The organism is Campylobacter sp. RM19073 (assembly GCF_024723495.1).
GTDB lineage: Bacteria > Campylobacterota > Campylobacteria > Campylobacterales > Campylobacteraceae > Campylobacter > Campylobacter porcelli.
The window spans coordinates 1-16,067 of the sequence record NZ_JANQCT010000022.1 but is presented as its reverse complement, the minus strand read 5'-3'; the positions used below and the strand labels follow the sequence as shown (position 1 = coordinate 16,067).

The following is a 16,067-nucleotide window of genomic DNA, read 5'->3' as shown; positions in this document are numbered from 1 at the left end:
TACAACTCCCTGTCGCAAAGCTGGGCTTAGCTCAGCTGCGAAGTAAAAATAATATAAAACAACCATAATATTGATAAAAAATATATTTTTATTAGATTAATTTTTTAATATAATTCAAATTTATAAAATATTTACTTAATTTTTATGCTAAATTTATGTAAAATAGTATATCATTCTAAAATTAAAAAGATAAAGTTTATCCTAATTATTTAGGAGATAAGGAAAGGATAGTTTTTGAAAGTTTATTTAGATAATAATGCAACTACGATGATTGATCCTGAGGCTTTAGAGTTGATGCTTCCATTTCTTGGAGAGAAATTTGGCAACCCAAACTCCCTTCACGATTATGGTAGCCAGACTCACCCAGCATTGCGTAGAGCCTTAGATCAGCTATACGCTGGTATCAATGCGTCTGATAAGGATGATATCATCATCACGGGGTGTGCTACTGAGAGTAATAACTGGGTGTTAAAGGGGATATACTTTGATAAGATATTAAAAGGGGAGAAAAAGCGTATCGTTACTACCACAGTAGAGCACCCAGCTATTGGCGCTACCTGTGCGTTTTTAGAGTCCCTTGGTGTGGAGATAACTAGAATTGATGTAAATGATCAAGGGGTTATAACTCCACAAAATTTGCGTGATGTTATGAGTGATGATGTAGCACTTGTGAGTGTAATGTGGGCTAATAACGAAACTGGTATGATATTTCCTATTAAAGAATTAGCCAGTATAGCACATGAATTTGGAGCACTATTTCATACTGATGCAGTCCAAGCAGTAGGGAAAATCCCAGTAGATGTCAAAGATGCAAATGTGGATTTTCTAAGCTTTTCAGGGCATAAATTCCACGCTCCAAAAGGGGTTGGTGCGTTATATATCAAAGACTCAATACCGCTTACTAGCTTACTTCATGGCGGAGAGCATATGGGCGGACGCAGAAGTGGGACTTTAAATGTTGCTGGTATTGTGGCGATGGGTCAAGCTATGGAGAATTCAAATAAATTTTTATCCTATGAGCAAAGCCATGTGGGTAGATTAAGAGATAAGCTTGAAGATGCGCTTTTATCCTTGCCAGATGTAACAGTAGTAGGCAATAGAGCTAATCGTGTGCCAAATACCATTTTAGCTAGTATTAAAGGAGTTGAGGGCGAGGCTATGCTATGGGATCTTAATCAAGCTGGTATAGCAGCTAGTACCGGCTCAGCCTGTGCTAGTGAAGATCTAGAGAGCAATCCTATAATGGAAGCAATCGGTGCTGATAGTGAGCTAGCTCACACGGCACTTAGGCTATCTCTATCTAGGTTTAATACTGAAGAAGAGATTGATTATGTGATTGAAAAGATTAAACACGCTGTAAATAGACTAAGAAGCATATCAAGTAGCTACGCTTACGCACCGCAGTGGCATAAATCAGGATTATAAGGAGAGAGTATGGCAAAGGGAAATTTAATAAGTGGAAATATATGGGAAGAGTATTCTCAAAAAGTGCAAAATGCGATGAACGCTCCTAAAAATATGGGAGAGATAACAGAAGAACAAGCCAAGGCTATGGGGTGTAAATTAATCATTGCAGACCATGGGGCAGAGAGTTGTGGCGATGCAGTAAGGCTGTACTGGGCAGTCGATGAGGCTACTGATGTGATTAAAGATGCTAAATTTAAGAGTTTTGGCTGTGGAACGGCTATAGCTAGTAGTGATTATATGGCTGAGCTTTGTAAAGGCAAAACGGTAGATCAAGCAGTCAAAATCACAAATTTAGATGTAGAAAAGGCTATGCGTGATGATCCAGATACTCCAGCTGTCCCACCGCAAAAAATGCACTGCTCTGTTATGGCTTATGATGTGATTAAAGCAGCGGCCGCTAGCTATAAAGGGGTAGATCCAGAGCATTTTGAAGATGAGATTATAGTGTGCGAGTGTGCTAGAGTGAGCCTTGGGACTATTAAAGAGGTTATAAGATTAAATGATTTAACAACGGTTGAAGAGATCACTCAATATACCAAGGCGGGGGCGTTTTGTAAAAGCTGTATAAAGCCAGGTGGACATGAGAAAAGAGAGTATTATCTAGTTGATATTTTAGCAGAAGTTAGATCAGAGATGGAGGCTGAGAAGCTAAAAGCCATCGCAGATGCGAAGATTAGCAGTAGCGGAATTGATAGCGATCTAAGCTTTGAGGAGCTAACTGTGGTTAAGCAGTTAAGGGCTGTTGAGGCTATCATAGATGAGCATGTCAGACCTATGCTTGAGATGGATGGCGGGAATATGGAGATTTTGGATATTAAATCAGAAGGCGGTAGGATTGATATTTACATTAGATATTTAGGGGCTTGTAGTGGCTGTGCTAGTGGTGCTACTGGAACTTTATATGCTATAGAAAATATACTACAAGAGAGTTTAAGTCCAAATATCAGAGTAATACCAGTATGATAAGCGCTAAATTCATCGCTGATAGATACTATATCGGAGATTTGGCTAAGATTTTAGATTATGAGAATTTAAGCTCATTAGAGAATGGCTTTGGGCGTTTGGGTGAGTTTGAGTATCTAAATTTAAGGCTTGAGTGCGATGAGATAAGTGATAGCGATGGATTTAACTATAGCGTTGATAGTCTAAATTTTGGTATTATCAACGCTAAAATAATCGATGAAGAGCTGCTAAGTAGTAGGATTTTAACTCTTAGAAATGGATTTGTAGCGAATAAATTTAGTAGCTATCCGCTTGCTAGGATTGTTGATTTTACAACCGAATTTGAAGTCTCTTTTAATACTAAAGATATAAAATTAGGTAATATAGTGATTAATTTATAAAATTTATTTATACTTTTATTCTATTTAAAAATTTTTCAGCTAAATATAGCAAAAATTTAGTATAATAAATCCAAGAGAATTTTTCATAGAGAGTTTGAAATGGTACCTAGCTGGGACGATAAGTATAGTATTGGCAATTCAGATATAGATTTGCAGCACCAAAAGCTATTTGATTTAGCCAAGAAGTCTTTTATTTATGCTAATAAGAATGTATCTCGTGAAGAAATTCGTGGTATCGTGGCTGAATTCTTTGAGTATATGAAAGAGCATTTTAAGGATGAGCAAGAGTATATGGAGCTAATAGGTTATCCAAAACTCCAAGAGCATACTATGATACACAAAGATATTATCGCTAGTATGGCAGGTCTTATCAAAACAGCTAAAAATGTAAATGACCTAAAGGAAAATTTACTATTAATAGCTGAAAAGTGGCTAGTTGAGCATATCTTAAAAGAGGATGCTAAAATAGAGAAGTGGCGTCAAGCACAGCTACACCAAACAGAAGAAGAGCTAGTAGAAGAAAAACCACAGCAATATAGATATACATGCGGATGCGAACACAAAATTCATCTTGTCCCTAGCCACATACATGAAAAAATACTAGCTGGTAAAAAATTCTCTTGTATGACTTGTAAGGTTGTGATTAAGATTAAGCTTTCATAGGTAAAATCCATAATTAATAGTAAAAGGTATATAAATGGATATTAAATTTATTATTAATGTAGTTGATAGATGATAGGTATTAAATTTAATCCATTTTATAGATTTAAGCGAAAAAACCATATTATAACGACTGCTGATTTATATAAAAATATAATTTATAACTACTCAAGTAAATTTATACCAAAAAAGAAAAAGAGGGTTTATAATAGCGATTTTAGTGCTACTTATATTAAGACTAAATCTCTTACAAGTTTAAGATTTAAAAGTGATAAAAAAGAGAATTTACATAATCAAATCATATCTTATGCTTACGAAGAGCTACTCTTAAACCCATCAAAAGAGTATAAAATCAACTATTTTATAAACAAAGATGGAAGTTATACTATATATGTAATTGATATGCAAATAGCCTTAGATGGGCTTAGAGCTACGCAAAAAACTTTGCAAAATATAGATATTGTCATACCTTCTGCGTTACTAATGAGTGGATTTTATAGTAGCGGATTGATGGATAAAAATGGGGTGGATTGCTATATATTTTTTGATGAAAATGAGAGCTATATGAGCTTTTATAAGGCTGGGGAGTATATTTTTCATCATAATATTATTTATGATACCATCTGGTCTATATCTAAGGCAAATGGGATTGAGTGTAATGGCGAGATAATAGATAAAAATATTGATAAATTTAGCGATCTTATAAAGGCTACTATAGAGACTATGCAAAGCATTGCTAATATCGATAAAATCATTGCTAATAGGATATTTCTTAGCTCTTTTATAGGGGATTTGAAAGGATTTAATATAGCCTTATCAGATCACCTTATGAAAAGCGTAAATGGGTTTGATTTTTTGAGTAAATTTAATAGCAAATCAGTGATTAATCTGATGATTGCTATATATGCTAAGGAGCTAATTAGCAATAAAATTAAGTTAGAATTTAATATATTTGATAGGGTTGAGCCACTATATAAAAGGGCAGATGGAAGGCTTTTTATAGCTATTATTTTAGGTGCTATTTTGGGTATGACATATCCAATTTATATGCTGGTTTTAGCCCTTAATTTAGATATAAAAAGCAAAGAGATTAAGTATAATCTAAGCATTGAAAGCTCTAGCGTAGATAGTTTAAAAGGTATTTTGCTATCTATAAATCAAAATCTAGATAATATATCTAAAGAAGAGCAAAATATAAAAGATAATATAAATCTAAATTTAAATAAAATAGACAATATAGCAGCTAAAATAAATAATCCAAATTTAGCTATAACACTATCAAAGATTGTAAAATCAATGGATAATGAGCTACTTAGGGCTAGGAGTATAAGGCTAGATAATGGAGCAATAATCATCGCAGTAGTCGCTCAAAATGCTCAAAATATAAATAATTTTATAAATAAATTTAGCATAGCTAGAGTAGGTCAGATAATTAATAATAAAAATTATTTTGAATCAAATATCACAATAGGTCTAGATAATGGAATTTAAAAGCCTATTAGAAGAACGCACTAAAAAAGAGCAATATATGATATTTTTGGGTGGATTTTTGATTGTATTTTATCTATTTTATCTTAGTTGGGACTATTTTGAAAGGCTATATCTTAAGGCTTTGATGAGATATGAGAATGGTCTTAGTGGATATTTGAAGATAAACTCACCTACTGAAATTCAAAATCGCATAGAGGTAGCAAGTCAAAAACTTAAAGATAAAAAGCAAGAGCTAGAGAGATTAAAATTCGAAAATGAGTTTATCCAAGCCCACGCAAAATCGCTATCAACGCAATTATCTAAATTTAGCTCAAGTAGTGAAATTCTAGCCTTTATAAGCTCAAAAGCCTTAGAAAATAGCCTTAAAATATCTAAAATTTCACCAAATCAAATAGGCTCAAATATAAGCTATGATTATAATATATCATTTAACTCTACTTTTGATTTAACCTTGAGATTTATAGATGAGCTTGAGGGGGCTTTATTAGAAATTAGCGAGGCGAGATTTGAGCCGTATAATAGCGAAATTCGTGTGCTGTCTTGGGGAATAAGATGAGAGTTATATTTATGATTTGGCTGTTTTTAGCTGCGGCTGAGGCTCAAGATCTTAATAGCAAGTATAAATATATACTAGATTTATATAATAAGCTTAACTCACGGGCGAATTTGGTAGATATAAACCAGGTTAAATCCCCATTTTTTATAGAGAAAATTAACCATTCAAAGCCAGATTTAACCCCATTAAATTTAGAAGCCATAATCCAAAATCGAGCCAAAATCAACTCCAAATGGTATGAAGCAGGCAAGGAGTATGAAAATTTATATATAATAGAGATTAAAAACTCAACCGCCTCTGTGATTTATGATAATAGACAGATGGATTTAAAAATCCTTGAAAGTAGCAGTAGCGTTGAAGTATATTAATATAATTTTAATTATCTTAGCTATAAATTTAAGTGCCAATGAATGTAGGGATAAGAGGCTTGATATGAGCCTAAAGCCATCTATAACCTCATATGAGATTTTAACCCAATTGGCTGATATTTGTAAATTTAGCATTGTTTTAAGCGACGCAAATACCACAAAAATATTAAAAACCCCCACAACGATGATTAGTATTTCACGCCTTAGCCTTGATGAGGTTATAAAGATAATAGCTAACTCAAACGCTCTTAGCTATGAATTTAAAGATAATATTTTAAATTTCTCATTTATCCAGACCAAAACTTTTAAAATGGATTATATAATCTCATCAAGATATGGTCAAGCCATCACCAAAGCCTCAGTGGACTCTGCTCCTATTGAGATTAACTCTCAAAACAGTAGTAGTCAAAATTACGATGAAAATAGTCAAGAAAATATCATTAAAACTACAGAGAAATTTGACTTTTGGCAAGATTTAGCCACCCAGCTTAAATCCATCTTAAATAGCCACAACGATCCATATATAGCCCCAACTCCTATCATAAACAGAGCCGCCGGATTAATCCATATCACCGGCACTGCTAATCAGCTCAAAAGAGCCAAAGAGTATCTAGACCTACTCTCATTAAGACTGAAAAGACAGGTTTTAATCGATGTTAAGATCATATCTGTAGAGCTAGATAATAGCTATACAAAGGGGGTTGATTGGAGTAAATTTGAGCTTGGATTTAGCAGCTATTTAGATGATGGAACTCCATCTAGATTAAGCTTTCATAAAGGCACTACGCAAAATCCCGCTCATAGCCTAAGGGGTATATCTGGGGGATTTATAATTGGCGGGAATTTGCGCTTAAGCCTAGATGGAGTGCTAAATTTCTTAAATAGCAATGGCAAGACTCATATCATCTCAAGCCCTAAAATCACAGCAATGAATAACCAACAAGCCCTAATCTCTGTAGGCGATAATATAAATTATAGAATCGCTGAAGATATAACCAATAACGAAACTAGCCAAATCACCAAAACGACTTATAAACAGCACTCTGTTTTCATCGGAATTTTGCTAAATTTACTCCCTGAAATCAGCGATAATGATCGAATAATGCTAAGGATAAATCCTAGCTTAAGCAGTTTTAAATACTCAGCTGATGATATTAAGCAGACCTTGCCTAGAGTAATTGCCCCTGATACAATGCAAAAGAAGCTCTCTACCGTGGTTGAAGTAGCCAGTGGCGATAGCATAATCTTAGGTGGATTAATCGCTAAAACTCTAAGCAATGAGATAAATAAGGTGCCACTTTTAGGCGATATTCCCTTACTTGGATATTTATTTAAAAGCGATACGCAAATAGATAAGAAAAATGAGTTAATATTCATCATCACCCCAACTATAATCAATGACCCACTATCATTAAAATCCTTAGGATATGAAGCTTTATGAATGAGATTATATCTAATCTACAAAATAGCGCCATCACACCTAGCCAAGCGGCCAAAGATTTAGGCATTAGCCAAGATGAATTTTGTGAAATTTTAAGCAGTAAATTTGGCTATGAAGTGGCTGATATGGAGCTTATAGATTACTCTTTGGCTGATAGTTTGCCACTTGATATGATTATTAAATTTGAGATTTTGCCTATTAAATTTGAGCTAAACTGCGTCCATATAGCTACAAAAAACCCATTTGATATAGCTGTAATCTCAAAGCTTAGAAATATCTACAAAGATAAAATCATAAAGCTACTAATCGCTCCACCATCTAAGCTAGATAAGAAATTAGCCAAGATAGCTTTATATTATGGTTTAAATAGCATAATCTTACAAGTTAGAGCCCAGATAAACTCCAAAGATTCAAGCGATGATAGTGCGGTTTTAAAGCTAATTGATAGAATTTTAATAAGCGCTATAGAGCTAGGCTCAAGCGATATTCATATCGAGCCAAGCGGGAGTGGGGCTATCGTTAGAGTTCGAATTGATGGCGTTTTGTGCGAGTTATTTGAGTTTGATGGTGATATATATAATACCTTAATTGGCAGGATAAAACTACTAGCAAATTTAGATATCGCCGAGCATAAAAAGCCCCAAGATGGCAGATTTACCTATAGTATAGATGATCGAGATATTGATTTTAGGCTCTCTGTTTTGCCAGTTATAGGCGGTCAAAGTGTGGTGCTTAGGATACTTGATACTCATAAGATGATTGTAGATTTACAAAATTTGGGTTTAAATGAGATAAATTTAAATTTACTCAAAAAATCAATATCCAAAAGCTATGGAATGATACTAGTTACTGGCCCTACAGGAAGCGGCAAGACAACTACTATATATTCAGCATTAAATGAGCTAAAGGGCAAAACCAAAAAGATAATCACAATAGAAGAGCCCATAGAGTATCAGATGAGCTATTTACAGCAAGTTGCAGTAGGCGATAGGGCTGGTGTTAGCTTTGAAACTGCGCTTAGAGCAGCACTCCGCCAAGATCCAGATATAATAATGATAGGAGAGATTAGAGATCATCAAAGCCTTCGCACCGCTATAGGAGCAGCACTTACAGGGCATTTAGTTTTATCAACCTTACATACAAATAACGCTATAAGTGCTATAGATAGAATGATAGATATGGGGCTTGAGCGTTATTTGATTAGCGGTGCGGTGGTGGCCATAATGGCTCAACGATTAGCTAGAAAACTTTGCCAACATTGTAAAGAAAGGGTTGAAAATAATCGCTATAAGGCTCGTGGTTGCGCTCATTGTGTGGGAACTGGATATAGTGGAAGAGTGATAATTAGCGAAATTTTACAAATCACTCCAAATTTAGCCTCTTTAATAGCCAAAGCCACGCCAAGTAGCGTGATTTTAGATGAGGCTATAAAAGAGGGCTTTGTCCCTATGTCTGATAGTGGCTTTAAGCTAGTAGAAAGTGGCGTAACTAGCCTAGAAGAGCTCTTAAGCTTAATTAGATGAAAAAATTTATAGCTAAGGTTATCATAAATAATTGCGCTCAAACTCGCACTATAAGGGCTGCAAATTTACAAAATGCTAAGGATATTTTATCTAAAGATGGGACGATTGTAGCTATTAAAGAGAGTGCGGAATTTAGATTAAATTTAAGATTTAGGCAAGTTGATGAGAGAATTTTAGCTATTTATATTAAAGAGCTTAGCACGCTTTTAGAAGCTGGGGTGAGTGTGCTTGATGCTTTTAATAGCGTAGCAAAGGGGTGCGATAATGCTAGGCTTAGGGGTATTTTTAATGATATTTGTGCTGATTTAAATGCTGGAATGAGCCTAGAGCAAGCATTAAAGGAGCATAAAAGCGATCTTGGTTTGATTAGCTTAGCTATGTTTTCTTTAGGGCAAAATAGCGGCAAACTCTCAAATTCCCTAGCTATTCTTAGTTCAATGCTACAAGAGATCGCTGTAAATAGAGCTAAATTCAAAAAAGCCATTAGATACCCTGCCATTGCTCTATTTAGTTTAATTATCGCTTTTAATATCTTAATTGCTATGGTTATACCATCATTTCAAGGCGTTTTTGACTCTTTGGGCGGGGAGCTTCCTATGGCTACTAGAGCGATTTTGTGGGTGGAATTTGTGATAAAAAATTATGGATTTTGGCTTATTTTAGGGCTTATTTTCTCTATTTTTTTGTGGGGCTATTTTTATAAATTTAGCCATAAATTTAGAGTTAAATTTGATGCTTTTATACTTAAAATTCCATTGATTAAAAGTGTGATTTTACATAGTTCTTTGGCTAAATTTAATCTGATTTTATCTAAGCTTATTAACGCCGCAATGCCAATAGAAAGAGCCTTAGAAGTTGCAAATGGTGTAATAGAAAATAGATATATTAAGGCTAAATTTAACCAAGCCATTAAAGATATTTGTCATGGCAATCCATTAAGCTCATCTTTTAAAAACACATCTTTATACGAAAATATCGCCATAGAGATGATAAAAGCAGGAGAAAAAAGCGGTGCTATAGATGAGATGTTTGGCTATATCTCAAGCTATTATAAGCAAAAGTATGACTGGCTTATTGATAATCTTAGTGCATATTTAGAGCCGATCTTGCTTGTGGTGGTATCAATGGCGGTTTTACTACTAGGACTTGGGATATTTATGCCACTTTGGGAGCTATCTAATAGGGCTTTGGTATATTAGATTGTTTTAATATATTATTAGGTATAATTCGAAAAAACTTAGGAGGTTAAATGAGTAGCAATATGCTATACAATCATCAAAAAGAGATAGGCGATGAAGCCTTTATCACTACCAAAACTGATCTAAAAGGTCGCATTACTTATGCTAATAGATATTTTTTAGATATTGTCAATGCTAAAAATTCAGATCTAATAGGCAAAAACCACAATGTAGTTCGCCATCCAGATATGCCAAAGTATGTATTTAAGCTGCTTTGGGAGAGAATAAAGAAAAAAGAGGAGATTTTCGCTTTTGTTAAGAATGCTACATTTGATGGTGGATATTACTGGGTTTTTGCTAATGTAACAAGCTCTTTAGATGAAAATGGTAATATAATTGGCTACTACTCAGTGCGTCGCAAGGCTAACCCAAAAGCCGTAGAGAAGATAATACCAATATATCAAAAAATGCTAGAGTTAGAGAAAATGGGGGGGGGTATGGAATCTAGCCAAAGGTATATAGCTGATTTGTTAGCTACGCACAATACAACTTACGATCGCTTTATTAATGAATTACAAAGAGGATAATTATGGGTATATTTAGTAAAAAAAGTAAATTTGATGATATTGTTTATAATGAGATTGTGGCAGTTGCGTGCGGAGCCTCAAAAGGAAAATTAGAAGCTAGAGTTACAAATATTGATAATGATTCTAAGTTAGTTACTATAGCAAATTGTATTAATGACTTGCTTGACCAAGTTGAAGCCTTACAAAGAGAGACGCAAAGTAGCATTATAGCAGCACGAAATGGAGATGATTATAGAAATATCTATACGCAAGGATTTAAGGGAATTTTTAGAAATAATGCCGAGTCTTTAAGCGAAGGTGTAACTGGTGTTTTAGAAGGGCAAAAAGGCAAGATTAGAGGGATTTTAAGCCAGAAATTTACAGAGTTAGGCAACGGTACAGATGGGATTGATGCAGTTCAAAGAGATCTAATAGATAGCGTAAGTGACCTATCAAAGGTGGTAGATTCTAGCAAGCACACAGCAGATATTGCTAGTCAAAGCATAAGCAATGTAGAAGAGCTAAGCTCAAATTTTAGCGTCATCACCTCAAATAGCAACCAAACCACGCAAAGCATATATCAAAGAGCAACCGACATTAGCAGTATGGTAAATTTAATCAAAGATATAGCTGATCAAACAAATCTACTAGCCCTAAATGCGGCTATTGAAGCTGCTCGTGCTGGAGAGCATGGTAGGGGATTTGCCGTGGTGGCTGATGAGGTCAGAAAACTAGCTGAAAATACCGCTAAAGCTACTGCTGATATAGAAAGCACCGTAACAATGCTAAGCCAAGACGCTGATGAGCTAAATCGTTCAACTGATATGATAAATAAAGTAGCACAAACGGCTATTGATAACACAAGTAAGCTAAAAGATACACTTGAAAATTTCAGCACCGACGCAGATCAAACTGCTAAAATTTCAGAGCTAACTCAAAATAAAACAATAGGAATTTTAACTAAAATTGATCTAATCCTAGCTAAGACAAATGCTTATAATAATGCCTTAAATGGCCTAAGCTTTACCCCGGAGCAAGAAGCGCATATAGATGGATTATTGCGTGATTGCGATAATAATTTTGCTAAATTTAATCCATCTCAAGCTAGTAAAATCAAAGAAGCCTTACATACTATAGCAGATATTTTAAAAGATACAAACAAGAAAGATATAGATGGGCTTGTGAGTAAATTTAATGCTATTGAGCAAAATAGTAGTTTAGTCTTTAAAAATATTGATGATATAATATCAAACAAAAAATAAATTTAGGAATAGCTATGAGCTTGGATTTTACCCATTTGCATTTGCATACCGAATACTCTTTATTAGATGGTGCTAATAAGATTAAAACCTTAGCCAAACGATTAAAAGAGATAAATATCAAATCTTGTGCTATTACCGACCACGGAAATATGTTTGGTGCGATTGAGTTTTATAAGGGTATGAAGGCTGAAGGGATAAAGCCAATTATCGGACTTGAGGCATATATACACAATAGCGATGATATAGCCTCTAAAGAGAGTAGATATAGATTTCACCTTTGCTTATTTGCTAAAGATGAGATAGGCTATCAAAATTTAATGTATCTAAGCTCAATGAGCTATATAAAGGGATATTACTACTATCCAAGGATAAATAAAAAGCTTTTAAGAGAGCATAGTCAGGGGTTAGTTTGTAGCTCAGCGTGTTTAGCTGGAGAGGTAAATTTCCATCTAAATTTAAGTGAGAGAAATATCAAAAGAGGCGCTGGTGGATATGAAGCTGCCAAGGCTGCAGCACTAGAGTATAAAGATATATTTGGCGATGATTTTTATCTTGAAATTATGCGTCATGGGATATTTGACCAGCAACGAATAGATAGCGATATTATCAGATTATCCAAAGAAACAGGCATAAAACTAATCGCCACAAATGACGCTCACTACACCAATAAAGATAGCGCCATAGCTCAAAAAATCTTTGTCTATATCTCAGCGAATAAAAATTTTGATGAGAGTGTAAGAGAGCAAGTTTTGAGCGAATTTTATGCTAAATCTCCTGAGCAGATGAGCGAGATTTTTGCTGATATTCCAGAGGTTGTATCCAACACTCAAGAGATAGTAAATAAGTGTAATTTGGAGATAAAATTAGGCAATGCCACTCCGCCAAATTTCAAATTTACCCAAGAATACGCTAAAAATAGAGATCTACCATTGCCAAATCCAGATATGGAGTATGATTTGGATAATGATGGGGTTTTGTTTGAGTATGAGTGTAAAGAGGGGCTTAAGAGGCGTTTAGAGTTTATCGATCCTAGCAAACATCAAATTTACAAAGATAGGCTTGAGCTAGAGATTTCAACTATTAAAAATATGAAATTCCCAGGATATATGCTAATCGTGGCTGATTTTATCAATGAGGCTAAAAAACGTGGAATTCCAGTAGGTCCTGGGCGTGGCTCAGCAGCTGGAAGCTTGGTGGCTTATGCGCTTCGCATTACTGACCTTGATCCAATCCCATATAATTTGCTATTTGAGAGATTTTTAAATCCTGAGCGTATCAGTATGCCTGATATTGATGTGGATTTTTGTCAAAATCGCAGAGGCGAAGTTATTGATTATGTGATACAAAAGTATGGTCAGTATAATGTCGCTCAAGTGGCTACTTTTGGTAAGCTTTTAGCCAAAGGCGTTATAAGAGATGTGGCTAGAGTAATGGGTATGCCATATGCTGAAGCTGATGCGATGGCAAAGCTCATTCCAGACGAGCTAGGTATTGCCTTACAAGGCTATACTAATAAAAAGGGTGAATTTGAGCCTGGAGCATTTGAAAAAGAGCCTAAAATAGGGGAGTTAATACAAAACAACGAGCTAGCAAGAAGCGTGTGGAAGTATGCTTGCGAGCTTGAAGGGTTAAATAGAAACCCAGGTATGCACGCTGCTGGTATCGTAATTAGCAATGAAGAATTATGGAAAAAAGTCCCACTATGGAGACAAAGCAACGCTGAAGATGGTCACTATGTAACGCAGTATGCTAAGGACTATCTTGAAGAGGTGGATTTAATCAAATTTGACTTTTTAGGGCTTAAAACTTTAACCGTAATCGACAATGCAATTAAGCTAGTCAAAGCTAGATTTAATCAAGATATATTGTGGGAAAAGATCGATTTTAACGACCCTAAAACCTATGAAACCATACAAAGTGGCAATACCCTTGGAATTTTCCAAATAGAATCAAGTGGTATGCAAAAGCTAGCTGCAAAGCTAAGACCAGACTGCTTTGAAGATGTTATTGCGATGATTGCTCTTTATCGCCCAGGGCCTTTAAATTCAGGAATGGTGGATGATTTTATAGATATTAAACATGGCAAAAAGAGTGTAGAATACGCCTTTGATGCCTTGCGACCGATACTAGAGCCTACATATGGGGTTATAGTCTATCAAGAGCAAGTTATGCAAGTAGTTCAAACCGTGGGTGGATTTAGCCTTGGTGGAGCGGATTTAGTGCGTAGGGCTATGAGTAAGAAAAAAGAAGATGAGATGCTAAGACTAAAAACTCAGTATCTAGATGGTGCTTCTAAAAATGGATTTGATAGGGATAAGGCTGATGTGCTTTTTGAGTTGATTATGAAATTTGCAGAGTATGGGTTTAATAAATCCCATTCAGCAGCTTACGCACTTATCACATTCCAAACGGCATATTTAAAGACATATTATCCGGCTGAATTTATGGCAGCTCTTCTTACTAGTGAAGAGAATAACGCTGATAAAATCACTAAATATATAGAGGAGATTCGCCGTTTAAATATCGAGCTACTTCCCCCTAGCGTTAGCAAGAGCAAAAGTGAATTTAGCGTTATTAATAGTGATGGTAATGACGCTATTATCTATGGTCTAGGAGCCATTAAGGGTGTTGGTGGCTCAGCGGTTGATGATATTATATCATTTAGAGAAACCGGATTAGATAGCTTAGAAGATTTAGTATCTAAAAGCGATTGCACTGCTGTAAATAAGCGTGTTTATGAGGCACTCATAAAATCAGGTGCTTTAGATGAGTTTGGCTATTCTAGAAAGACCTTAATGCAAAATCTTGAGTATATAACAGACCAATCTAAAAAAAGCTCTGATATTAAAAGAGAGGCTGAGTTTTCGCTATTTGGCGATGATGAGAGTATGAATAATATAAAGCTAAGCTTAAATTTAGCTCAAGATGAATTTAGCCAAAGGGAGCTTTTAGGCTTTGAACAGGAGTTTTTAGGCGTTTATATTAGCGGACATCCGCTTGATGAGTTTAGAAGTAGTATTGAAGCGATTTCGCATACGAATTCATCAGAATTTGATAGCATTGATGATGGAAGTGAGATTATCGTTATAGGTAAGATTGAAGATATATCTGTAAAGATAACCAAATCTGGCAATAAAATGGGTATAATCGCCATTCTTGATATGCAAGGAAGTATGGAAGCAACGGTGTTTTCTCATATGCAAAAGATCGAAGCCTTGCCAAAAGATGAGCTAAATAAACCACTTGTATTTAAAATGCTTTTAAATAAAGATGAGCAACAAATCAGACTAAAAGTAAATGAAATTTACACCCTTGAAGAGGCACAAAACACTAAAATAACGCTAAAATCTAGCAAAATCACTGCTGAAGAGATAAGTGAGAATAAAGAGTATTTTGATAGCATTAAGCACTCTAGTATCGTGGATATATTAAAAAGTGCTAAAGGTGGCGAGTACCTTATAATTGCTAAGATAAATAATATCTCTATTAAGGATACTAAATCTGGCAGCAAAATGGCGGTGCTAAGCGTAGCAGATAAAAGCTCAAATGCCGATATGTTCGCCTTTGATGTGGCGTGTATGCAAGCTAGTGAGATAAGCGATACAAGTAGATTATACGCGTTAAAAATCACGCCACCAAGAGATGCGAATTCTAAGATGATTATAAATCAAATAATCGATATAGATGAGGCAAAAAATGGAGATATAGCCCTTAGAAACGCACCAAAAAGGAGAGCCCAAAAGCAAGATGAGGTAGAAAAAGAGCCTAGCTTTAATATCATTGGCAAACTAGAGATTGATTTGAAATTAAGCAGTTTAAATAGGAGTAAAATTAATCAAATTTATGAATTAGCTAGTAGATATAATGCTACAAATGGGGATAAAAAGAGCTTGATTTTAAGGGTTGTGGATGAAAATAGGGCTCAGATTATGCAGTTTGTAACTGAATTTAGCGTAACTGATGAATTTCAAAATGAGCTAAATACTCTTTTGGCTGGGTAGATTAAATAGATTGCCAAATTTATTATTACTCTTTAAGGGTAGCAAGTAAAGCCCTAAGAAATGGCTAAGCTATAGCGAAGTTAAATAGATTAATGTTAGTATTGCTTTAAATTTGATTTATACTCCAAATTTTCGCAAACGGCAACTTGTTGCCGTAAGAAGTAAAAAAATAGTCAAGCGATAGCTTGACAACCTTAGAAGGCTTTTACAA

Annotated in this window: 12 protein-coding genes and 1 pseudogene; all 13 read left to right on the top strand. The window is 34.9% G+C overall.

Going from position 1 to position 16,067, the window contains the following annotated elements:
• Positions 1-234 precede the first annotated feature (234 nt).
• The 13 genes and pseudogenes from CSUIS19073_RS07000 (at position 235) to dnaE (ending at position 15,856) form a co-directional block, all read left to right on the top strand.
• Positions 235-1,425, top strand: a complete 1,191-nt coding sequence (locus CSUIS19073_RS07000) for a NifS family cysteine desulfurase (protein ID WP_086237147.1) — start codon at positions 235-237, stop codon at positions 1,423-1,425.
• A gap of 9 nt (positions 1,426-1,434) precedes the next feature.
• Positions 1,435-2,430, top strand: coding sequence for an iron-sulfur cluster assembly scaffold protein (locus tag CSUIS19073_RS06995; protein WP_086237146.1), 996 nt, complete (start codon positions 1,435-1,437; stop codon positions 2,428-2,430).
• Positions 2,427-2,810 carry a hypothetical protein gene (locus CSUIS19073_RS06990; protein ID WP_086237145.1) on the top strand — a complete coding sequence of 128 codons (384 nt, stop codon included), beginning with the start codon at positions 2,427-2,429 and terminating at the stop codon, positions 2,808-2,810. The genes CSUIS19073_RS06995 and CSUIS19073_RS06990 overlap by 4 nt, the downstream gene beginning before the upstream one ends.
• A gap of 99 nt (positions 2,811-2,909) precedes the next feature.
• Positions 2,910-3,473 carry a hemerythrin family protein gene (locus CSUIS19073_RS06985; RefSeq protein ID WP_086237144.1) on the top strand — a complete coding sequence of 188 codons (564 nt, stop codon included), beginning with the start codon at positions 2,910-2,912 and terminating at the stop codon, positions 3,471-3,473.
• Positions 3,474-3,542: 69 nt separating this feature from the next.
• Entirely contained in the window at positions 3,543-4,961 is a 1,419-nt protein-coding gene (locus CSUIS19073_RS06980) for a hypothetical protein (protein WP_086237143.1), read from the top strand.
• A complete protein-coding gene (locus CSUIS19073_RS06975; protein ID WP_086237142.1) occupies positions 4,951-5,517 on the top strand; it encodes a hypothetical protein in 567 nt (188 codons plus the stop codon). The genes CSUIS19073_RS06980 and CSUIS19073_RS06975 overlap by 11 nt, the downstream gene beginning before the upstream one ends.
• Positions 5,514-5,885 (top strand): hypothetical protein, encoded by a 372-nt coding sequence (locus CSUIS19073_RS06970; protein ID WP_086242310.1) that lies wholly within the window; start codon positions 5,514-5,516, stop codon positions 5,883-5,885. The genes CSUIS19073_RS06975 and CSUIS19073_RS06970 overlap by 4 nt, the downstream gene beginning before the upstream one ends.
• Positions 5,872-7,326 (top strand): pilus (MSHA type) biogenesis protein MshL, encoded by a 1,455-nt coding sequence (gene mshL, locus CSUIS19073_RS06965; protein ID WP_236845276.1) that lies wholly within the window; start codon positions 5,872-5,874, stop codon positions 7,324-7,326. The genes CSUIS19073_RS06970 and mshL overlap by 14 nt, the downstream gene beginning before the upstream one ends.
• Positions 7,323-8,849, top strand: a complete 1,527-nt coding sequence (locus CSUIS19073_RS06960) for a GspE/PulE family protein (RefSeq protein WP_086237140.1) — start codon at positions 7,323-7,325, stop codon at positions 8,847-8,849. Before mshL ends, CSUIS19073_RS06960 begins: the two co-directional genes overlap by 4 nt.
• Entirely contained in the window at positions 8,846-10,048 is a 1,203-nt protein-coding gene (locus tag CSUIS19073_RS06955; RefSeq protein ID WP_086237139.1) for a type II secretion system F family protein, read from the top strand. The genes CSUIS19073_RS06960 and CSUIS19073_RS06955 overlap by 4 nt, the downstream gene beginning before the upstream one ends.
• 50 nt (positions 10,049-10,098) lie before the next feature.
• On the top strand, positions 10,099-10,614 hold the full coding sequence (locus CSUIS19073_RS06950; protein WP_086242311.1) for a PAS domain-containing protein: 516 nt from the start codon (positions 10,099-10,101) through the stop codon (positions 10,612-10,614).
• A 590-nt stretch (positions 10,615-11,204) separates the two neighbouring features.
• Positions 11,205-11,855 (top strand): annotated as a pseudogene (locus tag CSUIS19073_RS08355) (methyl-accepting chemotaxis protein); the annotation flags it as partial.
• Positions 11,856-11,869: 14 nt separating this feature from the next.
• Complete coding sequence (dnaE, locus tag CSUIS19073_RS06940) at positions 11,870-15,856, top strand: DNA polymerase III subunit alpha (RefSeq protein ID WP_086237137.1); 3,987 nt, start codon at positions 11,870-11,872, stop codon at positions 15,854-15,856.
• The last annotated feature ends 211 nt before the right edge of the window (positions 15,857-16,067 follow it).